22 protein-coding genes are annotated in these 25,252 nt (G+C 71.2%); 17 read left to right on the top strand and 5 right to left on the bottom strand.

Features of this window, described 5'->3' with window-relative positions; translation table 11 throughout:
• Positions 1-14: 14 nt before the first annotated feature.
• Complete coding sequence (locus ENE75_RS01360) at positions 15-653, bottom strand: dioxygenase family protein (protein ID WP_128194867.1); 639 nt, start codon at positions 651-653, stop codon at positions 15-17.
• A gap of 52 nt (positions 654-705) precedes the next feature.
• On the opposite strand from ENE75_RS01360, the gene ENE75_RS01365 reads away from it, so the two are divergent.
• On the top strand, positions 706-1,944 hold the full coding sequence (locus ENE75_RS01365; RefSeq protein WP_128194869.1) for a multidrug effflux MFS transporter: 1,239 nt from the start codon (positions 706-708) through the stop codon (positions 1,942-1,944).
• Between the two features lie 44 nt (positions 1,945-1,988).
• Positions 1,989-3,002 (top strand): carbonic anhydrase, encoded by a 1,014-nt coding sequence (locus ENE75_RS01370; protein ID WP_128194871.1) that lies wholly within the window; start codon positions 1,989-1,991, stop codon positions 3,000-3,002.
• Between the two features lie 12 nt (positions 3,003-3,014).
• Here the strand turns inward: ENE75_RS01370 and ENE75_RS01375 are convergent, their stop codons facing one another.
• Both ENE75_RS01375 and ENE75_RS01380 read right to left on the bottom strand, forming a co-directional pair.
• Entirely contained in the window at positions 3,015-3,311 is a 297-nt protein-coding gene (locus ENE75_RS01375) for a hypothetical protein (RefSeq protein ID WP_128194874.1), read from the bottom strand.
• Positions 3,312-3,315: 4 nt separating this feature from the next.
• Positions 3,316-4,341: a zinc ribbon domain-containing protein gene (locus ENE75_RS01380; protein ID WP_128194876.1), complete on the bottom strand. Its 1,026-nt coding sequence runs from the start codon at positions 4,339-4,341 to the stop codon at positions 3,316-3,318.
• 372 nt (positions 4,342-4,713) lie between these two features.
• Between ENE75_RS01380 and ENE75_RS01385 the strand changes: the two genes are divergently transcribed.
• The 15 genes from ENE75_RS01385 (at position 4,714) to ftsZ (ending at position 21,799) form a co-directional block, all read left to right on the top strand.
• A complete protein-coding gene (locus ENE75_RS01385) occupies positions 4,714-5,157 on the top strand; it encodes a division/cell wall cluster transcriptional repressor MraZ (protein WP_199232187.1) in 444 nt (147 codons plus the stop codon).
• On the top strand, positions 5,154-6,086 hold the full coding sequence (rsmH, locus tag ENE75_RS01390) for a 16S rRNA (cytosine(1402)-N(4))-methyltransferase RsmH (protein ID WP_128194878.1): 933 nt from the start codon (positions 5,154-5,156) through the stop codon (positions 6,084-6,086). Before ENE75_RS01385 ends, rsmH begins: the two co-directional genes overlap by 4 nt.
• A complete protein-coding gene (gene ftsL, locus ENE75_RS01395; protein WP_128194880.1) occupies positions 6,083-6,373 on the top strand; it encodes a cell division protein FtsL in 291 nt (96 codons plus the stop codon). The genes rsmH and ftsL overlap by 4 nt, the downstream gene beginning before the upstream one ends.
• Positions 6,370-8,127, top strand: coding sequence for a peptidoglycan D,D-transpeptidase FtsI family protein (locus ENE75_RS01400; protein WP_128194882.1), 1,758 nt, complete (start codon positions 6,370-6,372; stop codon positions 8,125-8,127). The genes ftsL and ENE75_RS01400 overlap by 4 nt, the downstream gene beginning before the upstream one ends.
• Complete coding sequence (locus ENE75_RS01405) at positions 8,127-9,611, top strand: UDP-N-acetylmuramoyl-L-alanyl-D-glutamate--2,6-diaminopimelate ligase (RefSeq protein ID WP_128194884.1); 1,485 nt, start codon at positions 8,127-8,129, stop codon at positions 9,609-9,611. Before ENE75_RS01400 ends, ENE75_RS01405 begins: the two co-directional genes overlap by 1 nt.
• Positions 9,608-10,990, top strand: coding sequence for a UDP-N-acetylmuramoyl-tripeptide--D-alanyl-D-alanine ligase (locus ENE75_RS01410; RefSeq protein WP_128194886.1), 1,383 nt, complete (start codon positions 9,608-9,610; stop codon positions 10,988-10,990). The genes ENE75_RS01405 and ENE75_RS01410 overlap by 4 nt, the downstream gene beginning before the upstream one ends.
• A complete protein-coding gene (gene mraY, locus ENE75_RS01415; RefSeq protein ID WP_128194888.1) occupies positions 10,981-12,162 on the top strand; it encodes a phospho-N-acetylmuramoyl-pentapeptide-transferase in 1,182 nt (393 codons plus the stop codon). Before ENE75_RS01410 ends, mraY begins: the two co-directional genes overlap by 10 nt.
• A 13-nt stretch (positions 12,163-12,175) precedes the next feature.
• On the top strand, positions 12,176-13,684 hold the full coding sequence (gene murD, locus ENE75_RS01420; RefSeq protein WP_128194890.1) for a UDP-N-acetylmuramoyl-L-alanine--D-glutamate ligase: 1,509 nt from the start codon (positions 12,176-12,178) through the stop codon (positions 13,682-13,684).
• On the top strand, positions 13,684-14,982 hold the full coding sequence (gene ftsW / locus ENE75_RS01425; RefSeq protein ID WP_128194892.1) for a putative lipid II flippase FtsW: 1,299 nt from the start codon (positions 13,684-13,686) through the stop codon (positions 14,980-14,982). The genes murD and ftsW overlap by 1 nt, the downstream gene beginning before the upstream one ends.
• Positions 14,983-14,996: 14 nt before the next feature.
• Positions 14,997-16,049, top strand: coding sequence for an undecaprenyldiphospho-muramoylpentapeptide beta-N-acetylglucosaminyltransferase (gene murG / locus ENE75_RS01430; protein WP_199232224.1), 1,053 nt, complete (start codon positions 14,997-14,999; stop codon positions 16,047-16,049).
• Positions 16,046-17,455 (top strand): UDP-N-acetylmuramate--L-alanine ligase, encoded by a 1,410-nt coding sequence (gene murC / locus ENE75_RS01435; RefSeq protein ID WP_128194896.1) that lies wholly within the window; start codon positions 16,046-16,048, stop codon positions 17,453-17,455. The genes murG and murC overlap by 4 nt, the downstream gene beginning before the upstream one ends.
• Positions 17,452-18,399, top strand: a complete 948-nt coding sequence (locus ENE75_RS01440; RefSeq protein WP_128194899.1) for a D-alanine--D-alanine ligase — start codon at positions 17,452-17,454, stop codon at positions 18,397-18,399. Before murC ends, ENE75_RS01440 begins: the two co-directional genes overlap by 4 nt.
• Entirely contained in the window at positions 18,396-19,223 is an 828-nt protein-coding gene (locus ENE75_RS01445; RefSeq protein WP_128194901.1) for a cell division protein FtsQ/DivIB, read from the top strand. Before ENE75_RS01440 ends, ENE75_RS01445 begins: the two co-directional genes overlap by 4 nt.
• Positions 19,224-19,225: 2 nt before the next feature.
• Positions 19,226-20,458 carry a cell division protein FtsA gene (ftsA, locus tag ENE75_RS01450; protein WP_128196683.1) on the top strand — a complete coding sequence of 411 codons (1,233 nt, stop codon included), beginning with the start codon at positions 19,226-19,228 and terminating at the stop codon, positions 20,456-20,458.
• 102 nt (positions 20,459-20,560) lie between these two features.
• The gene (gene ftsZ / locus ENE75_RS01455) at positions 20,561-21,799 is read left to right on the top strand and encodes a cell division protein FtsZ (protein WP_128194903.1); all 1,239 of its coding nucleotides are present in this window, start codon (positions 20,561-20,563) and stop codon (positions 21,797-21,799) included.
• An 81-nt stretch (positions 21,800-21,880) separates the two neighbouring features.
• Here the strand turns inward: ftsZ and ENE75_RS01460 are convergent, their stop codons facing one another.
• Together ENE75_RS01460 and pepF are read right to left on the bottom strand one after the other, a co-directional pair.
• Complete coding sequence (locus ENE75_RS01460; protein ID WP_128194905.1) at positions 21,881-23,092, bottom strand: aminotransferase class III-fold pyridoxal phosphate-dependent enzyme; 1,212 nt, start codon at positions 23,090-23,092, stop codon at positions 21,881-21,883.
• 264 nt (positions 23,093-23,356) lie between these two features.
• Positions 23,357-25,216, bottom strand: a complete 1,860-nt coding sequence (gene pepF, locus ENE75_RS01465; protein WP_233258873.1) for an oligoendopeptidase F — start codon at positions 25,214-25,216, stop codon at positions 23,357-23,359.
• Between the last annotated feature and the right edge of the window lie 36 nt (positions 25,217-25,252).

Below are 25,252 nucleotides of genomic sequence, written 5' to 3' on the forward strand. Positions count from 1 at the left end.
TTCCGCGCTGGTGTTCAGGCGGGCACGATCAACGTGTGCCGCGCCTGCCAGCGCAGCCCGTCGCCTTCAGCGGACATGAGCGTCATGGCCAGCGCGCCTTGCGCCTCGGCATCCAGCCGCCGCCACAGGAAGTCGCGCGCATTGCCGGGGTCGCCGGCGACGAACAGCTGCGACGTCAGTTCGCCGAAGCTGGGGTGCCGCACCGTGACGTGGATGTGCGGCGTGCGCCCCGGGTAAGGCACCGGGCGGATCGTACGCAGCTTCAGGCTGCCGTCGCGCGCACTGCGCACGGCGCCGAAACCCTGGAACGCCGGATCGTGACGTCCGGGCTCCAGTGGCACCGACGGGTGCCGGTACGCGGCCAGCGCGTCGCACTGCCAGATCTCGACGTCGGCGTCGTCCACCGCGCGCCCGCGCGCGTCCGCCACCTGCAGCCACAGCGCCAGGTGTTCCCCGCGCGCCGGCCCGCTGCCGCTGGTGCGCGTGAGGTCGGCGTCCCAGTCCCCGCCGCCGGCGAAGCTGTCACGCCAGCGGCGCGGTGGGTAGAACGGGCCTTCGGTCATCCCGGGCAGCACGCGGGCGCTCTGCGCGAGGACGGGCGCGGCCAGCATCGCGGCGCCTGCAGTCAGCAGGACTCGACGGAGGTTTGCCATGGCCCCATTGAAGCACCGCCACAACACCCCCGACTACACTCGGGTTTCCCCGATGCACCCTGACGCCGCCTCTCTCTGGCGCGGACCGCGCTGGACGCTGGCCGTGCTGCTCGCCTGCCTGGGCATGCTCGGGCCCTTCGCGATCGACACCTACCTGCCGGCCTTCACCGGCATCGCCGGGTCGCTGCAGGCCACGCCGGTGCAGATGCAGCAGACGCTGTCGAGCTACCTGTTCGGCTTCGCGGCGATGAACCTGTTCCACGGCGCGCTGGCCGACAGCTTCGGCCGCCGCCGCGTGGTGCTCTGGGGCGTGGGCCTGTTCACGCTGGCGTCGGTGGGCTGCGCCGTGGCGCCGTCGATCGGCGCGCTGGTGTTCTTCCGCACGTTGCAGGGCCTGGCGTCGGGGGCCGGCACGGTGGTCTCGCGCGCCATCATCCGCGACCTGTTCCCGCCCGCCGAGGCGCAGCGGGTGATGTCGCAGGTGACGATCTTCTTCGGCGTGGCGCCGGCGATCGCGCCACTGATCGGCGGCTGGCTGTTCGTGCACCTGGACTGGCACGCGATCTTCTGGTTCCTGGCCGGTGTGGGTACCCTGCTGTGGGCGGGCGTCTTCCGCTTCCTGCCGGAGACGCTGCACATCTCGCAGGTGCAGCGCTTCGCGCCGCGGCCGCTGCTGGCCGGCTACAAGCAGATGGCGGCCAGCCCGGTGTTCATGACCCTGGTGCTGGCCAGCGGGATCCCGTTCAACGGCATGTTCCTCTACGTGCTGGCCGCGCCGGTGTTCCTGGGCGAGCACCTGCAGCTGGCACCGACGCAGTTCTTCTGGTTCTTCGTCTGCACCATCGGCGGCATCATGGGTGGCGCGTGGCTGTCGGGCCGGCTGGCCGGGCGCATCAAGCCGCGCCACCAGATCCGCCACGGCTTCGTCATCATGCTGGCGGTCTCGCTGGTCAACGTGGCGCTGAACGCCTTTTTCGAGCCCCAGGCCTGGTGGGCGCTGCCGCCGATCGCCATCTTCGCCTTCGGCTGGTCGCTGATGGTGCCGGTGGTCACGCTGATGGTGCTGGACCAGGTGCCCGAGCGCCGCGGCATGGCCTCGTCGATGCAGGCCTGCATCGGCGCCGTGGCCAACGGTGTGGTCGCGGGCGTCGTCGCGCCGCTGGTGATGCACTCCACGCTGGCGCTGGCGCTGACCTCGCTGACGATGATGGGCGTGGGCGTGCTGGCCTGGATCTGGGTCAAGCCGCGGCTGGTGCCGCCGGCGGAATCGGCCACGCCAGCCTCAAGTTGACGCGCCGGCTGCCGATGGGACTCCGAAGAAGGAGTGCCATTGCCATGCCGTCCCCTGCGTCCCGTTCCTCCCGCCGTCCGGTCACCGCGCACCGCTGGTGGTTGCTGCCCGCGCTGCTGCTGGCCCTGCCTGTGCTGGCCAATGATCCCCATGCCGGTGGCCGGGGCAGCGACAAGGTGGCCTCGGTGGACCCGATGGCGCACCTGAAGGCGCGCCTGCAGGAGAAGCTGGGCGCCGCCCGCATCCAGGAGGCCAAGGCCGGCACGCACGAACTCCAGGTGCCGGCTCGCGCAGCCGCCCCGACGCACACGCGCGTGGCCAAGGCCAAGCCGCAGGCCGGCGAGCTGGAAGCCCTGGTGGAGGCCCACCGCGCGGCCAAGGCCGAGGTGCACTGGAGCTACCACGGCGAAGGCGGCCCCGACCACTGGGCCAGCCTGAAGCCGGAGTTCGCCACCTGCGCCAGTGGCAGCCGGCAGAGCCCGATCGACATCCGCGACGGCATCGCGGTGGACCTGGCGCCGCTGAACTTCGACTACCGGCCCAGCGGCTTCTCGGTGGTGGACAACGGCCACACCGTGCAGGTGAACCTGTCGCCCGGCAACTGGCTGGAGGTGATGGGCCGCCGTTACGAGCTGCAGCAGTTCCATTTCCACCGGCCGTCGGAGGAGCGCATCAACGGCCGCCAGTTCGAGATGTCGGTGCATCTGGTGCACAAGGACCCGGACGGGCGGCTGGCCGTCATCGGCGTGGTGCTCGAGCGCGGTGCGGCGCAGCCGGTGGTGCAGCAGGTGTGGAACAACCTGCCGCTGGAGAAGCACGCGCCGCTGCCGGCACCAGAGGCCATCGACCCCAGTGCGCTGCTGCCGACCGACCGTGGCTACTTCACCTACATGGGCTCGCTGACCACGCCGCCGTGCAGCGAAGGCGTGCTGTGGATGGTGATGCAGCAGCCGGTGCAGGCGTCGCCGGACCAGATCCACATCTTCTCGCGCCTGTACCCGATGAACGCGCGGCCGGTGCAGCAGGCCGCCGGCCGCCTGATCAAGCAGTCGCAGTGAGCCCAGGGTGGCTCAACGCCGGCGCAGCAGCAGCGCCGGCCACAGCCACAGGCTGGCCAGCCACAGCAGCACGCGGCCCGCGCTGAGCGGCCGCGTCTCGTGCTGCGCCACGCGCACGAACAGCAGCCCGGCGCCGACGATCACGTAGACCAGCAGGGCGCTGTACAGCGCTACCCGCAGGCCGTAGCTGTCGGCGACCAGGTCGCCCAGCACGCGCCCCAGCAGCGCCGCCAGCAGCACCGACAGCAGCAGCGCCAGCGCCATGCCGGCCAGGGCATGGCGCAGCCGCCACAGCGGGTCGTCCTGCATCGCCTCAGCGGGCGCCGGGCCGGCCGGCCTTGGGTTCCGGCGCGGCGCCGTGCCCGCGCGGATCCTCCGGCAGCTGCAGCCCGCAGTCGTCGAGGGCACGGGCGATGTCGCCGCGCCCGACCGGTCGGAACAGCACCTGGTCAGCCCCGGCCAGCTGCATGCGGATGCGGTCGGTGTGGCGCTGCCGGTCGGCCATGGCGATCAGCGCCAGCGGGCGGCCGCGTGGCAGGTCGTGCAGGCTGCGACACAGCGCCTCGGTGTCGGCCGCTTCTCCGCTGCTGCCCAGACCGAGGAAGGCCACGGCATGTGCCTGGCGCCGGCTGAGCCCGGCGGCCTCGGCCGCGCTGACGGCCACGTGCGGCACGAAGCCGAAGCGCAGCAGGGTCTGGCAGAGGTCGGCGCGCGCGCGCGGGTCGGCCTCCAGCACGAGCACGTCGCGGGTCGCCAGGGCGCTCGTGCGCTGGGCGGGGTTCCGGCGTTGCGCATCGCGCACGGCCGCGCGGCGCCGGGCCTTGCGCTCGGCCAGGCCCTCGGTGGACGTGTGGGGTGCGGTTGTCGGCGCGGGAGCTGCTGGCAAGGCGGCCGTGGTCGCCGCAGCCGCCGAAGGGTGAGGTGCCGGCGGCGCCAGGCGTGCCACGTCGGGCGCGTCCGGATCGGCCAGCCAGTCGTCCGGCAACTGCAGCGTCGGCAACGGCGACATCGGCGAAGCCGCGCCCGGTGACCGCGGCGGCTCCGGCACGGCCCGCAAGGCCAGGACCCAGTCTTCCGGCACGGTGTCGTCCACCGCGTCGAGCAGCGGCACCACGTCGGCCTCCACCGGCGCCGGCGGCTCCGCCGGCACCGACTGCGGCGAGGTCGTCGGGTCCAGCAGCGCGGCGCAATGGTGGCAGCGCACGCGGCTGCGGACGTTGATCGTGTCGCAGGCCGGGCAGCGGGTGATCAGCGGCGTGCCGCAGGCCGAACAGGCCAGCGCCCGCGGCGGATTGACCTGCGCGCAGGCCGGGCACTGCGACAGCGACAGACGGTTCACCTGGAGGCCTCCCTGTGACGCAGTTCACGATCTGCGCCACCGCCCCAGCGTAATGCAAGCGGCGCCGACGTGGGGCCGGTGCGGCGTGAGACCCCCTTGCTCTTGATCAATCGACGGCCATCACGCCGGCACCACGTGGGCGATGCTGGTGGGGCCAGTGGGCTGCAAGCCCACTTGCTCATGATCAAGCAAAACTTTCAATGCCGCCTGCAGGTTCTTGTTTTTGCGTCACTATTTTCTCGGCACTACCTCTCAAACCATTTGTAAGTTCTTGATTTCATTGATTTTTTCGACAGTGTCGATTGACCGTCATGCGGCCTTCAAGTACAGTGTCGATCTGTGGGATTTTCTGTCTGACAGTGGCGGTTTCGGGTGGCGGAGATCGTTTTTCAAGGCACATCGGCGATAGCGCTGGACGCGAAGGGGCGGATCACCGTGCCCGTGCGTCAGCGTGACCTGCTGATGCAGGCCTGTGAGGGGCGGTTGACACTGACCAAGCACCCCGACGGCTACCTGTGGGTGCTGCCGCGCCAGCGCTGGGAGCAGGTGCGCGAACAGCTGATGTCGATGAGCATGGACGCCGATCCGTGGCGCCGCGTCTTCCTGGGCAGTGCGGTGGACGTCGACATCGATGGCGCGGCGCGCATCCTGATCCCGCCCGAGTTGCGCAGCGCCGCGGCCCTGGGCAAGGACGTGCGCCTGATCGGCAACGGCCGCGTGCTGGAGCTGTGGGACGCGGCGCGCCACGACGCCCACGAGGCGCAGCTGCTGGCGCAGCCGATGCCGGCGGAAATCCGGAGCTTTGTGCTCCGATGACTACCGCCTTCCAGCACACCACGGTGCTGCTGCGCGAGGCGGTGGAGGCCCTGGTCACCACGCCCGACGGCATCTACGTCGACGGCACCTTCGGCCGCGGCGGCCACAGCCGCGCGCTGCTGGAGCGTCTGTCGCCGGCCGGCCGGCTGATCGCCTTCGACCGCGACCCGCAGGCCGTGGCCAGCGCGCGCGCTAGCCTGGCCGACCCGCGCTTCGAGGTCGTGCATGCCAACTTCGGTGAGATGCGCGACGAACTGGTGGCGCGCGGCATCACCCATGTGCATGGCGTGCTGCTGGACCTGGGCGTCAGCAGCCCGCAGATCGACGATCCGCAGCGCGGGTTCAGCTTCCGGCACGACGCCCCGCTGGACATGCGCATGGACACGACCCGTGGCGAGACCGCCGCGGACTTCCTGGCCCGCGCCGACGAGCGCACCCTCACACAGGTGATCCGCGACCATGGGGAAGAACGGTTTGCTCTACAGATTGCAAAGGCGATTGTTGCTCGGCGCGAGGGCGGGTCTCCCGTTCGAACCACCGGGGAACTGGCCGCGCTCGTGGCTCGTGCAGTCAAGACCCGCGAGCCGGGCCAGGACCCTGCAACGCGCACGTTTCAGGCTCTTCGGATTTTCGTCAATGCCGAGCTTGAAGCACTCGAACAAGGACTGAACGCGGCGCTCGAACTCCTGGCGCCGCATGGCCGGCTGGTGGTCATCAGCTTCCACTCGGGTGAGGACCGCATCGTCAAGACCTTCATCGTGCGCGAGAGCCGCGACGTGCCCGACCGGCGCGCCCCCATGGCGCCGCCCAAGGCCATGCGGCTGCAGGCGCTGGGTCGCGTCAAGCCGTCGGCGGCCGAGGTCGCGGCCAACCCGCGTGCCCGCTCGGCCGTGATGCGCGTGGCCGAACGCACCGAGGTGCCGGCATGACGGGCCCCGCCACGCTGCGCCTGAACCTGCTGCTGGCCGCCGCGCTGCTGGTCAGTGCGCTGCTGCTGGTGAAGACCTCGTACGAGTCGCGCCGCCTGGTCGCCGCGCTGGACCGGGCCCAGGCCGAGCAGCAGGCGCTGGAGTCGGAGCGCCAGCGGCTGGAGTCCGAGCGCCAGGCCCAGGCCACGCCGCTGCGCGTGGAGCGCGTGGCCCGTGAGCGTCTGGCGATGCGCACCGCCGGTGCGGACGTGACGCTGTACGTCGAGCTGCCGGGGGTCACCAAGTGAGTCTGCGCAGCGTCAATTACGCCAGCAGCCCGCTGCTGGCCTCCAAGACGCCGCCGTGGCGCTCGCGCTTCATCGTGGCCTGCGTGGCGCTGGCCTTCGTCGTGCTGGCCGGACGGGCCGTGTGGGTGCAGGTGCTGCACAGCGACTTCTACCAGCGCGAAGGCGAGAAGCGCTTCCTGCACGCCGAGGACGTGCCGGCCGGCCGCGGCAACGTGCTCGACCGCAACGGCCGCATCCTGGCCGCCAGCGTGCCGGCCATCGACATCGCCGTGCGCCCGCCGGAGTTGCAGGCCACGCCGGAGCAGAAGCGCGCGCTTGCACGCCTGGCCGGCATGACGCCCAAGGCGCTGGAGGCGCGGTTGAACAGCCACCCGCGCTTCGTCTGGCTCAAGCGCGGCGTGGATGCCGGCGCGCGTGCCGAACTGCAGGCCCTGCTGCAGCAGGGCGTGGTCGGCGTCGAGCTCAGCGACAGCTGGCGCCGTGCCTACCCCGAGGGCGAGGCGGCGGCGCAGGTCGTCGGCTTCACCGACCTGGAGCAGAACGGCCTCGAGGGCATCGAGCGCGTGTTCCAGGACGCGCTGCGCGGCAGCGACGGCCAGCGCACCGTGGTGCGCGACCGGCTGGGCCGCGTCGTCGAGCACATCGGCGAGCCCGACGCACCGGAGCCCGGCCGCGACGTGGTGCTGTCCATCGACGCGCGCCTGCAGGCCCTGGCCTACCAGCGCCTGCGCGACGCGGTGAAGGCCCACGGGGCCAACAGCGGCAGCCTGGTGGCGCTGGACGCGCAGACCGGCGAGGTGCTGGCGCTGACCAACTACCCCAGCTACGACCCCGACGACCGGCGCAACCTCAAGCCGGCGCAGCTGCGCAACCGCGCGCTGACCGACATCTTCGAGCCCGGCTCGACGATGAAGCCCTTCGCCATCGCGCTTGCGCTGGACAAGGGCATCGCCCGGCCCACTACCCGCTACGAGACGGCGCCGGGCTGGATCACCATCACCGGCTCGACGATCCGTGACTCGCACCCGCACGGCGTGCTCAGCGTGGCGGAGATCGTGCAGAAGTCCAGCAACGTCGGCACGGTGAAGATGGCCATGCAGCTGCAGCCGCGCGAGATGTGGCAGCAGTTCACCGACCTCGGCCTGGGCAGCAAGCCGGAGATCGAGTTTCCCGGCGCTGCCACCGGCCGCGTGCGGCCCTACAAGACCTGGCGGCCGATCGAGCAGGCCACGATGAGCTACGGCTACGGCCTGTCGGCCAGCCTGCTGCAGATGGCGCGCGCCTACACCGTGTTCGCGCGCGACGGAGAGATCGCACCCGTCACCCTGCTCAAGCGCGACGCCGGCCCCGTGCCCGGCCGCCGCGTGATGAGCGCCGAGACGGCACGCGCGATGCGCGACATGCTGCGCCTGGCCGCCGGCCCGGGTGGCACCGCGCCGAAGGCGCAGACCGTGGGCTATTCGGTGGGTGGCAAGACCGGCACCGCGCGCAAGCAGGAAGGCCGTGGCTACAGCACTGAAAAGTACCGCTCGTGGTTCGTCGGCCTGGCGCCGGTGAGCGCGCCGAAGCTGGTGGTGGCGGTGATGATCGACGAGCCGCGCAAGGGAGGCGTCTTCTACGGCGGTGAGGTCGCCGCTCCGGTGTTCAGCAGCGTGGTGCAGCAGAGCCTGCGCACGCTGGGCGTGGCGCCGGACATCGACTTCCAACCAGGCATCGTGGCCGAACCCGGGCCGGCAGCCCTGGAAAGCACGTGATGCCGCTGACGATGCTCCGCTCCCCCGACGCGGCCGCACGCTGGCTGTCGTCCTGGGTCACCGGCACGCTGCGCACCGACAGCCGCCGCGTGCAGCCGGGTGACGCCTTCATTGCCTGGCCCGGCTATGCCACCGACGGCCGGCGCTTCGTGCGCGCGGCGCTCGACGCCGGCGCCACCACCTGCCTGGTCGAGGCCGAAGGCATCGAAGCCTTCGGCTTCGACGATGCCCGTGTGGCCGCGCTGCCGCGCCTGAAGGCGGCCACCGGTGCCATCGCACACGCCTACTTCGGCGAACCCGGCGCGCGCCTGGACATCGTGGCCACCACCGGCACCAACGGCAAGACCTCCACCGCGTGGTGGACGGCGCAGGCGCTGTCGGCGCTGGGCCGGCGCTGCGGCGTGATCGGCACGCTGGGGGTCGGCGAGCCCGGTGCGGTCGACGCCACCGGTCTGACCACGCCCGACCCGGTGACGCTGCACGCTGCATTCAAGCGCTTCGCCGACACCGGCTTCGCCGCATGTGCGCTCGAGGCGTCGTCGATCGGCCTGGACGAGCACCGGCTCGACGCCGCGCCGATCGATGTTGCGCTGTTCACCAACTTCACGCGCGACCACCTGGACTACCACGGCAGCATGGACGCCTACTGGGCCGCCAAGCGCCAGCTGTTCGCCTGGCCGGGGCTGCGCGCCGCAGCGCTCAACATCGACGATCCGCAGGGGGCGCTGCTGGCCGGCGAACTCGAAGGCGGTGCGCTCGACCTGTGGACCGTGGCGGTCGATGCCCCGGCGCGGCTGCGCGCGGCCGACGTGCGCTACGTCGACGGCGGCCTGGCGTTCGGCCTGTGCGAGGACGACACCACGGTGCCGGTGCGCAGCACGCTCATCGGCGACTACAACGTGCACAACCTGCTGGTGGTGCTGGGCGGCCTGCGCGCGCTGGGCGTGCCGCTGGCGGATGCCGCGGCCGTGGTGCCCGGCCTGACGCCGGTGCCCGGGCGCATGCAGCGCGTGGGCCCGGGTGCGGGTGTGGAGGTCGTCGTCGACTACGCCCACACCCCCGATGCACTGGAGAAGGTGCTGGCCTCGTTGCGCCCGCTGGCCGCCGCGCGCGGCGGCCGCCTGTGGTGCGTGTTCGGCTGCGGTGGCAACCGCGACGCCAGCAAGCGGCCGCTGATGGGCGCGATCGCCGAGCGCGGTGCGGACACCGTCGTGGTCACCAGCGACAACCCGCGCGACGAGGCGCCGGAGGCCATCGTCGACCAGATCGTGGCCGGGCTGCAGGCGCCGAACGCGGCGCGCATCGTGGTCGACCGGCGTGTCGCCATCGCCACGGCGGTGCGGGATGCAGCCGACGCCGACGTCGTGCTGATCGCCGGCAAGGGCCACGAGGACTACCAGGAGGTGCGCGGCGTTCGCCACCCGTTCTCCGACGCCGCCGAGGCGCAGGCCGCCCTGGCGGCGGTGCAGGAGGCCGCGCGATGAGGACGCTGGCCACGCTGCATGCGCTGCTGCCGGCCGCACGCCTGCATGGCGATGCCGGCACCCGCATCGCGCGCGTGCACACCGACACGCGCACGCTGCAGCCCGGCGACCTGTTCGTCGCGCTCAAGGGGGAGCGCTTCGACGCCCACGACTTCCTGCCGCAGGCGCGCGATGCCGGCGCCGCCGCCGTGTTGGCCGAGCGCGGCGTGGCGGCCTGCGGCCTGCCGGGCCTGGAGGTGGCCGACAGCCTGCGCGCGCTGCAGAGCCTGGCCCAGGGCTGGCGCGCCGGCCTGATGCTGCCGCTGGTCGCGGTCACCGGCAGCAACGGCAAGACCACCGTCACGCAGATGATCGCCGCCATCCTGCGCGCCTGGGTGGGCGACGCGGCCCTGGCCACGGCCGGCAACCTGAACAACCACATCGGTGCGCCGCTGACGCTGCTACGGCTGAGCGCGCAGACCCGTGCCGCGGTGGTGGAACTGGGCATGAACCACCCGGGTGAAATCGCCGAACTGGCAGCCTTGGCCGCACCCACGGTGGCCCTGGTGAACAACGCGCAGCGCGAGCACCAGGAGTTCATGCAGTCGGTGGAGGCCGTGGCGCGCGAGAACGGCGCCGTGATCAGCGCGCTGCCGCCCACCGGTTGCGCGGTCTTCCCGGCCGATGACGCCTACAGCGGCCTGTGGCGGCAGTTGGCCGGCGAACGGCGCGTGCTGCGCTTCGGTGATGGTGGCGAGGTGCAGGTCGAGGGCACCTGGGACGGCGACCACTGGCGGGCCACGCTGCATGCGCCCGTGGGCGACACCGCCTTCGCGCTGCACATCGCCGGCGCCCACAACCTGCGCAATGCGGCGGCGGCCGCGGCCGCCGCGCTGGCCGCCGGCGCGCCGCTGGCCGCGGTGCAGGCCGGCCTGGCGACCTTCCGCCCGGTGGCGGGCCGCTCGGCCGCGCGCGCCATCACCTGGCACGGCCACGCGGCCACGCTGGTGGACGACAGCTACAACGCGAACCCCGATTCCGTGCGCGCCGCCATCGACGTGCTGGCCGGCCTGCCCGGCCCGCAGTGGCTGGTGCTGGGCGACATGGGCGAGGTCGGTGACCAGGGGCCGGCCTTCCACGCCGAGGTGGGCACCTACGCGCGCGAACGCGGCCTGCCGGCGCTTTGGTGCGCCGGGCCGCAGAGCGCGGGTGCGGCGCAGGCCTTCGGCACGGGTGCGCGGCACTTCGACGACACGTCGGCGCTGCTGGCCGCGCTGGTGGATGACGCGGACATGGCGCCCGATGCGGCGTCGGTCCTCGTCAAGGGCTCGCGTTTCATGCGCATGGAGCGGGTGGTGCAGGCCCTGGCCGCGGCCGAGGAGGGTGCGTCGTGCTCCTGAGCCTGTCGCAGTGGCTGCTCGCGCTGTACCCGGAGGACCTGAGCTTCCTGCGCGTCTTCCAGTACCTCACCTTCCGTGCCGTGCTGGCGGCGATGACGGCGCTGCTCATCGGCCTGGCCTTCGGCCCCTGGGTGATCCGCAAGCTCACCGAACTGAAGATCGGCCAGCCGATCCGCGAGTACGGCGTGCAGGCGCACCTGGCCAAGCGCGGCACGCCGACGATGGGCGGCGTGCTGATCCTCATCGGCATCGGCGTGTCCACGCTGCTGTGGTTCGACTGGGGCAACCGCTTCGTCTGGATCGTGATGCTGGTGACCTTCGGCTTCGGCGCCATCGGCTGGGTCGACGACTGGCGCAAGGTGGTGCAGAAGAACCCCGAGGGCATGCGCTCGGCCGAGAAGTACTTCTGGCAGAGCGTGATCGGCCTGATTGCCGCGCTGTACCTCGCCTTCAGCGTGTCGGAGACCTCCAACCTGCGCGTGCTGGAGCTGTTCCTGCGCTGGGTCAGCAGCGGCTTCTCCACCGACCTGCCGCCGAATGCCGACCTGATGGTGCCGTTCTTCAAGACCATCAGCTACCCGCTGGGGGTGTTCGGCTTCATCGGGCTGACCTACTTCGTCATCGTCGGCGCCAGCAATGCCGTCAACCTCACCGACGGCCTGGACGGCCTGGCCATCATGCCGGTGGTGCTGGTGGGTTCGGCGCTGGGCGTGTTCGCCTACATCGTCGGCAACGCCAACTTCAGCCGCTACCTGCTGTTCCCCTACATCCCCGGAGCCGGCGAATTGCTGATCTTCTGCGCCGCGATGGCCGGCGCCGGCCTGGCCTTCCTGTGGTTCAACGCGCACCCGGCGCAGGTGTTCATGGGCGACGTCGGCGCGCTGGCGCTGGGCGGCGCGCTGGGCACCATCGCCGTCATCACGCGGCAGGAGATCGTGCTCGGCATCATGGGCGGCGTCTTCGTGCTCGAGGCGCTGTCGGTGATGGCGCAGGTGGCCTGGTTCAAGTGGACCAAGAAGCGCACCGGCGTCGGCCAGCGCATCCTGCTGATGGCGCCGCTGCACCACCACTTCGAGAAGAAGGGCTGGGCGGAGACCCAGGTGGTGGTGCGCTTCTGGATCGTCACCATGCTGCTGTGCCTGGTCGGGCTGGCGAGCCTGAAGCTGCGGTGAGGTCGCGACGACGATGACCTGGCTTCAAGACCTCCCCGTCCTCGTGCTCGGCCTGGGTGACTCCGGCCTGGCCATGGTGCGCTGGTGTGCGCGCCATGGCGCACGCGTGCAGGTCTGGGATTCGCGCGATGCGGCGCCGCACGATGGCGCGATCGACGGCATCGCGACCCGCCTGCGCGGCGACCTCGACCCGGCGCTGCTCGCCGACGTCGGCCTGGTGCTCAAGAGCCCCGGCCTGGCGCCGCACGACCCGCGCATCGCGCCGCTGCTGGCGGCGGCCACCGAGCGCGGCACGGCGCTGATGGGCGAGCTGGGCCTGTTCGTGCGCGCGCTCGCCGACCTCGAATACTCCCCGCAGCTGCTCGCCATCACCGGCACCAACGGCAAGACCACGGTCACGTCCATGACCGCGCTGCTGGTCGAGCGCGCCGGCAAGCGCGTGGTAGCCGCCGGCAACGTCGGCCCGACGATGCTCGACACGCTGGCCGCGCAGCTGGATCAGCCGCGCGAAGAATGGCCCGAGGTCTGGGTGCTGGAACTCTCGTCGTTCCAGCTCGACGGCGTGCAGGGCTTCGAGCCGGCCGCGGCCACCGTGCTCAACGTGACGCAGGACCACCTGGACTGGCATGGCTCCATGGCGGCCTACACGGCGGCGAAGGCCCGCATCTTCGGCAGCCAGGCGGTGATGGTGATCAACCGCGACGACGAGACGGTGGCGGCGATGGTGCCGGCGCTGGTCATCCCGAAGGGCCGCAAGACACCGGCCGAGCCCGGCCGCAGTGTGCTGCGCTTCGGGCTGGAGGCGCCGCGGCATCCGGGCGACTTCGGTCTCGTGGTCGAGAACGGCATGGCCTGGCTGGTGCGCGCGCTGCCGGCCGACGAGACGGTCAAGCCCAGGAAGGGCGAAGACCTCGAGATCCACCTGCAGCGCCTGATGCCGGCCGACGCGCTGCGCGTGCGCGGCCGCCACAACGCCGCCAATGCGCTGGCCGCGCTGGCGCTGGCCACCGCCATCGGCTGCCCGCTGGCGCCGATGCTGCACGGCCTGCGCGAGTACCGCGGCGAGCCGCACCGGGTGGAGCCGGTGGGCAGCGTCGGCGGCATCGAGGCCTACGACGACAGCAAGGGCACCAACGTCGGCGCCACGGTGGCCGCGCTGGTCGGCCTGGGGGCCGACGTCATGCCGGGCCGCCTGGTGGTGATCCTGGGGGGTGACGGCAAGGGCCAGGACTTCGCGCCACTGGCCGCGCCGGTGGCGCGCCATGCCCGCGCGGTGGCGCTGATCGGCCGCGACGCCGCCGCCATCGAAAACGCCCTGCAAGGCTGCGGCGTGCGCATGGCCACGCTGGCGACGCTGCCCGAGGCGGTGCAGTGGGCCTACGACCAGGCGCAGCCGGGTGACGCGGTGCTGCTGTCGCCGGCCTGCGCCAGCCTGGACATGTTCCGCAACTACGCGCACCGCGCCGAGGTCTTCGTCGAGGCCGTGCGTGCGCTGGCGGTGGACCGGGGGGAGGCGATCTGATGGCGCGCACGAACGCTGCCACGGCGTCCACCGCCTCCAACGCCACCGCGCTGCGTCCGCCGCTCTGGCAGCGCTGGCGTGACGCCTGGGCGGCCCGGCGCGAGGCCGCCGCGTCCGCACGCCTGCCGGTGCGCGACGGCCTGCGCGCCAGCGCCGCGCCGTCGCTGCAGGCCTTCGACCGCACACTGGTGGTGGTGGTGCTGGCGCTGCTGGCCTTCAGCCTCGTGATGGTCTATTCAGCCTCCATCGCGCTGCCCGACAGCCGCAAGTTCGCTGCCTACGCGCCCACGCACTTCGTGCTGCGCCATGCCATGGCCATGGCCATCGGGCTGGTGGTGGCCTTTGCCGCGGTGCAGGTGCCCATCGCGTTCTGGGAGAAGCACGCGCCGCTGGTGTTCGTGCTGGCCCTGGTGCTGCTGGTGATCGTGCTGCTGCCCTTCGTCGGCAAGGTGGTCAACTTCTCGCGCCGCTGGATCCCGCTGGGCTTCATGAACTTCCAGCCGTCGGAGCTGGCCAAGCTCGCGATCGCGATGTACGCGGCCAACTACATGGTGCGGCGCATGGACACGCGGGAGAACTTCTTCCGCGCCGTCTGGCCGATGGCCGTGGCCGTGGCCTTCACCGGTGCGCTGCTGCTGCGCCAGCCGGACATGGGCGCCTTCATCGTCATCGCCACCATCGCGATGGGCATCCTCTTCCTCGGCGGCGTCAACGCGCGCATGGCGCTGCTGATCGCCGCGGTGCTGGTGGCCACGTTCGCCACCATCATCGCCTTCGACGACCTGCGCCGCGAGCGCATCTTCGCGTACCTGGACCCCTGGGACCCCCAGTACGCCCAGGGCAAGGCCTACCAGCTGACGCACTCGCTGATCGCCTTCGGCCGCGGCGAATGGTTCGGCCAGGGCCTGGGAGCCAGCGTGGAAAAACTGCACTACCTGCCCGAGGCCCACACCGATTTCCTGCTCGCCGTGATCGGCGAGGAACTCGGCCTCGTGGGCGTGCTGGCCGTCATCGGCGTCTTCTTCTGGCTGACCCGCCGCATCTTCCTCATCGGCCGCCAGGCCATCGCGCTCGACCGTGTTTTCGCTGGCCTGATGGTGCAGGGCATCGGCATCTGGTTCGGCGGCCAGGCCTTCATCAACATGGGCGTGAACCTGGGCGTGCTGCCCACCAAGGGGCTGACGCTGCCGCTGGTGAGCTTCGGCGGTTCGGCGCTGCTGATGAACCTCGTGGCCCTGGCCCTCGTGGTCCGGGTGGACATGGAGAACCGGGCGCTGATGCGAGGGGGGAGGTCGTGAGCCACCTCGTCGTCATGGCCGCAGGCACCGGGGGCCACGTGATCCCCGGGCTGGCCGTCGCGCGCGAGATGCAACGGCGCGGCTGGAGCGTCAGCTGGCTGGGCACGACCACGGGCATGGAGAACACCCTGGTGCCGCCGAGCGGGATTCCGCTGGACCGCATCGGCTTCACCGGCCTGCGCGGCAAGGGCCTGCTGCACACGATGACCGGCGGGCTGCGCCTGCTCAAGGCCTTCTGGGACTGCCTGCAGATCCTGCGTCGCCGTGGCGCCAGCGCCGTGCTGGGCATGGGCGGCTACGTGTGCTTCCCCGGCGGCATGATGGCGGCCTTGCTCGGTCGGCCGCTGGTGCTGGTGAACGCCGACGCCGCGCTGCTGATGAGCAACCGCGCCCTGTTGCCGGTGGCCGACCGCGTTGCCTTCGGCTTCGACGGCGCCGATGCCAGGAAGACGAAGCAGGCGGTGGTCACCGGCAACCCGGTGCGCGCGGAGATCGAGGCGCTGCCGGCACCGGAAACCCGCTTTGCCGGCCGCACCGGCCCGCTGCGCCTGCTGGTCGTCGGTGGCAGCCTGGGCGCGCAGGTGCTCAACCAGACCGTGCCGGCGGCGCTGGCGTTGATCGATCCGTCGCAACGCCCGCAGGTCACGCACCAGACCGGCAACGCCCACCATGCGGCCGTGGCCGCGGCCTACGACGCGGCCGGCGTGAAGGCGACCGTGCGCCCCTTCATCGACGACATGGCCGCGGCGCTGGCCGATTGCGACCTGATGATCTGCCGCGCCGGCGCCGGCACCGTCAGCGAACTCTGCGCCGCCGGTGTGCCGGCGATCCTGGTGCCGCTGATCGTCAGCACCACCGCGCACCAGCGCGACAACGCCGCTCACATGGCCGATGCGGGCGCGGCGATCCACACGCCGCAGACCGAGTTGACGCCTCAGCGCCTGGCCGAGCTGCTGCAGGGCCTCGATCGCCCGGCGCTGCTGGCGATGGCCGAACGGGCCCGCGCCATGGCCCGCCCACAGGCGGCCGCCCGCGTGGCCGACGAGATCGAAAGGCTGGTGGCATGAAACACGCCGTCAAGCACATCCACTTCGTGGGCATCGGTGGCGCCGGCATGAGCGGCATCGCCGAGATCTTGCACAACCTGGGCTACACCGTCTCCGGCAGCGACCAGGGCGACAGCGCAGTCACACGCCGTCTGGCCGGCCTGGGCATCCGCGTGGCGCTGGGGCACGACGCCAGCCACATCGGTACGGCCGAGGCGGTGGTCACCTCCACCGCAGTGAAGGGCGACAACCCCGAGGTCATCGCCGCACGCGCGCGCCGCGTGCCCGTGGTGCCACGCGCCGTGATGCTGGCCGAGCTGATGCGCCTGAAGCAGGGCATCGCCATCGCCGGCACGCACGGCAAGACGACGACCACCTCGCTGGTCACCAGCGTGCTGGCCGAGGCGGGGCTGGACCCCACCTTCGTCATCGGCGGCAAGCTCGAGAGCGCCGGGGCCAACAGCCGCCTGGGTGCCGGCGACTACATCGTCGTGGAGGCCGACGAGAGCGACGCCTCGTTCCTGAACCTGACTCCCGTCCTGTCGGTGATCACCAACATCGACGCCGACCACATGGACACCTACGGGCACGACCTGACGAAGCTGCGCAGCGCCTTCGTCGACTTCCTGCACCGCATGCCGTTCTACGGTGCCGCCATCCTCTGCGGCGACGACCCGGGCGTGCGCGCCATCCTGCCGATGGTCTCGCGCCCGCTGGTCACCTACGGTTTCGGCCCCGACGTGCAGGTGCGCGCGGTGGACGTGCAGGCCCTGCCCGGCGGCCAGATGCGCTTCACCTGCCAGCGCCGCAACGGCGTGGCCATGCCCGACCTGGCCATCACGCTGAACCTGCCCGGCGAGCACAACGTGCGCAACGCGCTGGCGGCCATCGCCGTGGCCACCGAGCTGGAGCTGCCGGATGCGCCCATCGTCGACGCGTTGCGCGGCTTCGCCGGCGTGGGCCGCCGCTTCCAGCGCTACGGTGAACTGCCGACGAGCGACGGCGGCCGCTTCACGTTGGTGGACGACTACGGCCACCACCCGGTGGAGATGGCCGCGGTGATCGCCGCCGCGCGTGGCGCCTTCCCGGGCCGGCGCCTGGTGCTGGCCTTCCAGCCGCACCGCTACACGCGCACGCGCGACTGCTTCGAGGACTTCGTCAAGGTCATGGGCGGTGCCGACGCGCTGCTGCTGACCGAGGTCTACGCCGCCGGCGAGCCGCCCATCGTGGCCGCCGACGGCCGGGCACTGGCGCGCGCGATGCGCGTGGCCGGCCACACCGAGCCGGTGTTCGTGGACGACGTGAAGGCGCTGCCGCAGGCCATCACAGACTTCGCGCGCGACGGTGACGTGGTCATCGTGATGGGGGCCGGCAGCATCGGCGCCGTGCCGCAGCAGGTGGTGGACCGGGTGAAGGAGGGCGCATGAACCTCGGCAAGGTCGCGGTACTCCTGGGCGGCACCAGCGCGGAGCGCGAGGTGTCGCTGATGTCGGGCACCGGCGTGCTGCAGGCGCTGCGGTCGCTGGGCGTGGACGCCCATGCCTTCGACCCGGCCGAGCGCAGCCTGCACGAGCTGAAGGCCGACGGCTTCGCACGGGCCTTCATCGCGCTGCACGGCCGCCACGGCGAGGACGGCACGGTGCAGGGCACGCTGGAACTGCTGGGCATCCCATACACCGGCTCGGGCGTGATGGCCAGCGCCATCTGCATGGACAAGGTGATGACCAAGCGCGTGTGGCTGGCCGAGGGCCTGCCGACGCCGCGCTGGGTGCGACTGGGCGCCGGCGAGTTGCAGCGCGAGCGCGTGATCGCCGTGCCGGACGAGCTCGGCCTGCCGCTGATCGTCAAGCCGCCGCGCGAAGGTTCGTCCATCGGCATCAGCAAGGTGCAGGGCTACTCCGAGATGCAGGACGCGGTGCAGCTGGCCGCCCGCTACGACCACGACGTGCTGTGCGAGGAGTTCATCGAAGGCACCGAGCTGACCTGCCCGGTGCTGGGGAGCGGCGACGCCGCGCGGGCGCTGCCGGTGATCCGCATCGCCGCACCCGACGGCAACTACGACTACGAGCACAAGTACTTCAGCGACGACACCGGCTACCACATCCCCAGCGGTCTGGCGCCGGAGGAAGAGGCCGAGGTGCAGCGCCTGACGCTGGCCGCCTACCGCGTGCTCGGCTGCCGCGGCTGGGGCCGGGCCGACCTGATGCTGCGGGCCTCGGACCGCAAGCCCTTCCTGCTGGAGATGAACACCAGTCCCGGCATGACGGGGCATTCGCTGGTGCCGATGTCCGCGAAGGCGGTCGGCATCGACTATCCGCAGCTGTGCCTGCAGCTGCTGCAGGCCGCCACCCTGGACCGGGACGCTGCATGAGGGTCACCCGCCGCCCCACACCCACGGCCGCCGCGGCGCTGCCGCTGCCGCTGGACGTGCGCCTGATGAACGGCGTGGCCGCCGGCGTCTTCGTGATCGCCGCGCTGACGCTGCTGGCCGCCGGCGTGCTGTGGCTGACGCGGGCGCCCTTCTTCGCGATCCGCGCCGTGCAGATCGACGGCGACCTGGCACGCAACAGCGTGCCCACCATCCGCGCCAACGCCATGCCCAAGCTGCGTGGCCAGTTCTTCAGCCTGGACCTGGCACGCACCCGCGCGGCCTTCGAGAGCGTGCCCTGGGTGCGCCGCGCGGTGGTGCGCCGCGTCTGGCCCGACCGGCTGGCCGTGCAACTGGAGGAGCACCGCCCGGTGGCGCTGTGGCAGCCGGAGGACGAGCGCAACCCGCTGCTGGTCAACAGCTTCGGCGAGATCTTCGAGGCCAACGTCGGCGACGTCGAGGACGACCGCCTGCCGGTGCTGGCCGGCCCGTCGGACAAGGCGCGCGAGAACGCCGCGGCCATGTGGTCGCTGCTTCGGCGCCTGCAGCCGCTGCTGGCGGCGCAGGACCTGCAGTTGCGCCGCCTGTCGCTGAGTGCACGCGGTTCCTGGCGTGGCGAGACCGAGGAAGGCCAGGTCATCGAATTCGGCCGCGGCAGCGAGGACGAGGTGGTCGCGCGCAGTGAACAGTTCGTGCGCACGCTCAGCCAGGTCACCGGCCGCTACCGCCGGCCGCTGCTGAGCGCCGACCTGCGACACACCGATGGTTATGCGCTGCGCCTGGACGGCGTGGCCACCGTGACGCCAGCCACCACTGAGGCCCGTTGAAGATGGCGAAGGAATACAAGGATCTGATCGTCGGCCTGGACATCGGCACCGCCAAGGTGATGGTGGTGGTGGCCGAGGTCGTGCCCGGCGGCGAGTTGCGCGTGGCTGGCCTGGGCGTCGCGCCCACGCACGGGCTCAAGCGCGGCGTGGTGGTCAACATCGACGCCACGGTGCAGAGCATCCAGCAGGCGCTGAAGGAGGCCGAGATGATGGCCGCCTGCAAGATCGGCAGCGTCTGGACCGGCATCACCGGCAGCCACATCCGCGGCCAGAACAGCACCGGGATGGTCATCGTGCGCGACAACCGCGAGGTCACGCCGGTGGACGTGAGCCGCGTGGTGGAGACGGCCAAGGCCATCAACATCCCCAACGACCAGCGCGTGCTGCTGGTGGAGCCGCAGGAGTTCGTGATCGACGGGCACGAGGTCAAGGAGCCGATCGGCATGAGCGGCAGCCGGCTCGAGGTCAAGGTGCACATCGTCACCGGGGCCATGAGCGCGGCGGAGAACATCCTCAAGTGCGTGCGCCGCTGCGGCCTGGAGGTGCAGGGCCTGGTGCTCAACCCCAGCGCCAGCGCCGCGGCCACGCTGACCGACGACGAGAAGGACCTCGGCGTGGCCGTGGTCGACGTTGGCGCCGGCACCACCGACGTGCAGATCTACACCGACGGCAGCGTGCGCCACACCGCGGTGATCCCGATCGCCGGCGACCTGATCACCAGCGACATCGCGATGGCGCTGCGCACACCGACCAAGGACGCCGAGGAGATCAAGGTCGAGCACGGCGTGGCCAAGCAGATGCTGGCCGACCCGGGTGAACAGCTGGAAGTGCCGGGCCTGGGCGACCGCGCGCCGCGCTTCCTGTCGCGCCAGGCGCTGGCCGGCGTGATCGAACCGCGGGTGGAGGAGATCTTCTCGCTGGTGCACCAGGTCATCCGCGACAGTGGCTACGAGGAGCTGCTGTCCAGCGGCATCGTGCTCACCGGCGGCTCGGCGGTGATGCCGGGCATGGTGGAACTGGGCGAGGACATCTTCCTCAAGCCCGTGCGCAAGGGCGTGCCCACCTACAGCGGGCCGCTGTTCGACATGGTGGCCAGCCCGCGCGCGGCCACCGTGATGGGGCTGCTGGAGGAGGCGCGCCTGGCGCGCACGCGCGGGCACAAGGCGGCGGCGCAGGCGGGGTCGGTCAAGACCCTGGTCGGCCGCGCGAAGGACTGGTTCCTGGGCAATTTCTAAGGGGTCGGGCACACATGACAAAGGCTCCAGATTCACGCCGCCACGGCGGCATTTCATTCAACGGGCAACTGCAGCAACTGCACTGAAGGCAAGGAGGTCCACATGGCCATCGAAATGATCGAAGCATTCGACGAAGGCACCAAGATCAAGGTGATCGGCGTCGGCGGCGGCGGCGGTAACGCCGTCGAACACATGATCGCGCAAGGGGTGCAGGGCGTGGAGTTCGTCTGCGCGAACACCGACGCGCAGGCGCTCAACCGCAGCCGCGCCAGCCAGCTGGTGCAGCTGGGCGCCAACGGGCTGGGCGCTGGCGGCAAGCCGGATAAGGGCAAGGCCGCGGCGCAGGAGGCCGAGGCGCAGATCCGCGAGGCGCTGGACGGTGCGCACATGGTCTTCATCACCGCTGGCATGGGCGGCGGCACCGGCACCGGTGCGGCACCCATCGTGGCCCGTGTGGCCAAGGAGATGGGCATCCTGACCGTGGGCGTGGTCACCAAGCCCTTCGAGTTCGAGGGCAACCGCCGCATGAAGCAGGCCGATGCCGGCGCCAGCGAACTGGAGGCCAACGTCGACAGCCTGATCGTGGTGCTCAACGAGAAGCTGCTCGAGGTGCTGGGCGACGACGTCACCCAGGAGCAGGCCTTCGCGCACGCCAACGACGTGCTGAAGAACGCCGTGGGTGGCATCAGCGACATCATCCACATGGACGCGCTGGTCAACGTCGACTTCGAGGACGTCAAGACCGTGATGAGCGAGCCGGGCAAGGCGATGATGGGCACGGCCACGGCTACCGGCCCGGATCGCGCCACCAAGGCCGCCGAGGCTGCCGTGGCCTGCCCGCTGCTGGAGGGCATCGACCTCAGCGGTGCGCGCGGCGTGCTGGTGCTGATCGCGGCCAGCAAGGGCACCTTCAAGCTCAAGGAAAGCCAGGCCGCGATGAACTGCATCCGCCGCTACGCCAGCGACGATGCGCACATCATCTACGGTGCGGCGATGGACGAGGGCCTGGGCGACCAGCTGCGCGTGACGGTCATTGCCACCGGCCTGTCGGCCCAGGGCAAGCGCCAGACCGCGCCGCTCTCCGTGGTGCAGACCCCGGTGCTGCGCACCGGCACCGACAACCTGCCGGTGCTCAACACGCCGGTGGGCGGTGCGCCGGTGATGCAAGGTGCCGCACCCACCGCGGCGCCGGCCATTCCGCAGGCCCAAGGCTACGACGCGCTGAACACGCCCAGCGTCTGGCGCAGCGGCCGCACCGCGGCGGCCAAGGTGGACGCGCTGGCCAACCACGGCATGGACGAGATCGAGATCCCGGCGTTCCTGCGCAAGCAGGCGGACTGACGCCTCCCGCGGGCGCATGCCCGCGACGAGCGAGCCAGGTGCGGTGCACGCCTGCCAAGACAGGCGTGCCCCGCACGTTCTCTAGACCACCCTGTCCAGCAGGGACAGCGCCAGGTTCAGTTCGTCGGCGCTGACGTTCAGGGCCGGTACGAAGCGGAGCCGATGCGGGCGCACGGCGTTGACCAGCAGCCCGGGCCTCGATGCACTGGCCCGTGCCAGACCCGCGGTGGCCGCCCGTGTGGCACCGTCGGGCGAAGGCAGGCTCAAGGCCAGCATGAGGCCCCGTCCCTCGGGCGGCGGCGCACCGAGTCGGTGGGCCAACGTGTCCAGCCCCGTCCGCAGCTGAGCACCGCGGGCGGTCACGCCGGCCAGGAAACCAGGCGCCGTCACCGCGTCCAGCACCGCCAGCGCCACCGCGCACATCAGCGGGTTGCCGCTGTAGGTGCCACCCTGGTCGCCGGGCGCGAAACAGCACACGGCCTCGCGCGCCAGCAGCGCACCGATGGGCACGCCGCCGCCCAGGCCCTTGCCCAGGGTCAGGATGTCGGGCCGCACGCCGGCATGTTCGAAGGCGAACAGCGTGCCGGTGCGGCCGATGCCGGTCTGCACCTCGTCGAGGATCAGCAGCAGGCCTTGGGCGTCGCACAGCGCGCGCAGTGCCTGCAGGAAGCCGGGCGTGGCCTCGATCACGCCGGCCTCGCCCTGGATGGGTTCCAGCATCACGGCCACGGTCCGCGGGCCGATCAGCGCCTGGACGCTGGCCAGGTCGTTCAGCCGCGCCTTCGGGAACCCCGGCACCTTGGGTTCGAACAGCCGCTCGAAACCGGGCTTGCCACTGGCGCTCATCGTGGCCAGCGTGCGGCCGTGGAAGGCGCCTTCGAAGGTGATGATCTCGTGCGCGCCGCCCCGGTGCACCTGGCCGAACTTGCGGGCGAGCTTGATCGCACCTTCGTTGGCCTCGGCGCCGCTGCTGGTGAAGAAGGCGCGCGCCAGCCCGCTGAGATCGGCCAGGCGCTGCGCCAGTGCGGCGGCCCGGTCGTTGTGCAGGCCGGGGCCGGGCTGCAGCAGTCGGCGCGACTGCACGGCCAGCGCGTCGGCGATCTCCTGCGGCGCGTGACCCAGGGTGTTGACGGCCCAGCCCTGCACCAGGTCCAGCCAGCTGCGGCCGGCGCTGTCGAACAGCCAGCTGCCGCGGCCGCGGGTGAACACGGCGTCGGGGCGGTCGGCCACGTGCATCAGCGCAGTGGTGTCAGGGGTCTCGTGGCACGCGGCAACGGGCGGGGCGAGCGTCATCGTGGGGTCCTTCGTGAGGGTGGATCACGAAGGCCACGAGGGCACCACGGGCCGAGGGCCACGCCGGACGCGCCGGCAGAAACACAAAAGGCCACGAGGAGCGTCTCGTGGCCTTCGGGGGAGTGAACCGCTGCCAGGGGATCCGGCAGCCGGCCGGGCGCTACGAAACCTCTCGACGGTGTCGTCGGGAGGATCGTCGCAGGGCGCGGGTGGCGTTCACGCTGCGCAGCATAGCGCAACGGCGGCCACGCGGCGCTGCGGCCTTCACCGGATCTTCGCCGCCTCGGCCTCCATCCGCGTGACCAATTCGTCGAGCTGGTCCACGACCGCCTGCACGGTGGCGCGCTGGGTCAGGTCCACGCCGGCCTTCTTCAGCTGCGCCATCGGGTGGTCGTTGCCGCCGGAGGACAGCAGCGTCAGGTAGCGCTGCCGCGCAGCCTCGCGGGCCTTGCCGTCGCCGGTGGTCATCTGCTTGTAGAGCTCGGCCGACGACGCGAAGCAGGTGGCGTACTGATAGACGTAGTAGGGCGTGTTGAAGAAGTGCGGGATGCGCGCCCAGGTCCACTTGTAGAAGTCGTCGACCGTGATCGACTCGCCGTAGTAGGACTTCAGCAGGCCGGCGTAGATCTGGTTGAGCACCTCGGTGGTGACCGGCTGGCCCTGCTCCACGCGCCGGTGCGCCTGCAGTTCGTAGTCGGCGAACATCACCTGCGTGTAGAAGGTGCCGACGATCTGGTCCACCGCGTGCTGCAGCAGCAGGAAGCGTTCCTTCGGGTCGGTGGTCTGCTTCAGCAGGTGCTCCATCAGAAGCCGCTCGTTCATCGTCGAGGCCACCTCGGCGACGAAGATGGTGTAGCTGCTGGTCACGAAGGGCTGGTGCTCGTTGGACAGCACGCTGTGCATCGCGTGCCCCGCCTCGTGGGCGAAAGTGAACATCGAGTCCAGCGTGTCGTTGTAGTTCAGCAGCAGGTAGGGGCCGACGCCGTAGACGTTGGCGCTGTAGGCGCCGCTGCGCTTGCCGTCGTTCTCGTAGACGTCGATGCGGCCGCCGCCGACGAAGCGCTTGTAGCGCTCCACGTAGTCGCTGCCCAGCGGCGCCACCGAGGCCAGCGCGTTGGCCGTGGCGGTGGCGTAGGGGTACGTGGTGTCGGTGCGGAAGATGGGCACCGAACCGTCGTAGAGGTGATGGCTGTCGAGCTTGAGCAGCTTCTTGCGCAGCTGCATGTAGCGCTGCAGCGGGCCGGTGCCGGCGCGCGTGGTCTCGATCAGGGTCTCGACCACGTTGCGCGGCACCGCGTCGTCGTCCAGCGCGGCGTCCAGCGTGGTCGGGAACTTGCGCGCCTGGGTCAGGAACCAGTCGCGCTGCAGCACGCCGTTGTAGATGGCCGCGTAGGTGTTGGCGTTGGCGCCATACGCGCCCACGTGGGCGGCCGCGGCCTTGGCGCGGTCGGCCTGCACCGGGCTGTCCTCCAGCAGGCGGCGGTAGTTGCCCGGGGACAGCGTCACCTCCTTGCCATCGCTGGTGGTGATCTTGGGCCACTGGATGTCGGACGTGGACAGCTCAGAGTACACGTTGCGCGGCGCCTGGTTCAGGCGGCCGGCCAGGGCGAGCAGGCGTTCGCCCTGCTCGTCGAGCACGTGCTGCTGCTTGCGGTAGGTGTCCAGGATCGTGAAGCGGTAGGGCGCCAGTGCCGGCGTGCTGTCCAGCCAGCCGCGCATCGTGGCCTCGGGGATGGTCAGCAGTTCGGGCGTGAACCACGCGGTGGACGCGTCGAACTTCGCGAACATCGCGCCCACGCGCTGGAAGCGGCCGGCCACGGCCTGGTCGCGCGTGTCGACGTCGCGCTGCAGCTGCGGGTAGCGGTAGGTCAGGTACTGCAGCTTGCCGATCTCGTCGAAGGCCTGGTACGCGGCCAGCACTGCCTGTGGACCGGAGGCCAGCGTGCCCTTGCGGGCGGCGAAGGCGTCCATCTTGGCCTCCATGTCCTTCAGGCCCGCCTCCCAGGCGTCCCAGCTCTTGTAGATGGGGCTGAAGTCCCAGCGGTATTCGGCCGGGATCTGGGCGCGGTCGCGCGTCTCGGGGCGCTGGGCGTGGAGGGGCGTGGTGAGCAGGGCAGTGGTCACGGCGGTCAGGAGCAAGGGGGTCAGGCGGTGCATCTT

The sequence above is a fragment of the Rubrivivax albus genome (genome assembly GCF_004016515.1).
GTDB classification, from domain to species: domain Bacteria; phylum Pseudomonadota; class Gammaproteobacteria; order Burkholderiales; family Burkholderiaceae_C; genus Rubrivivax; species Rubrivivax albus.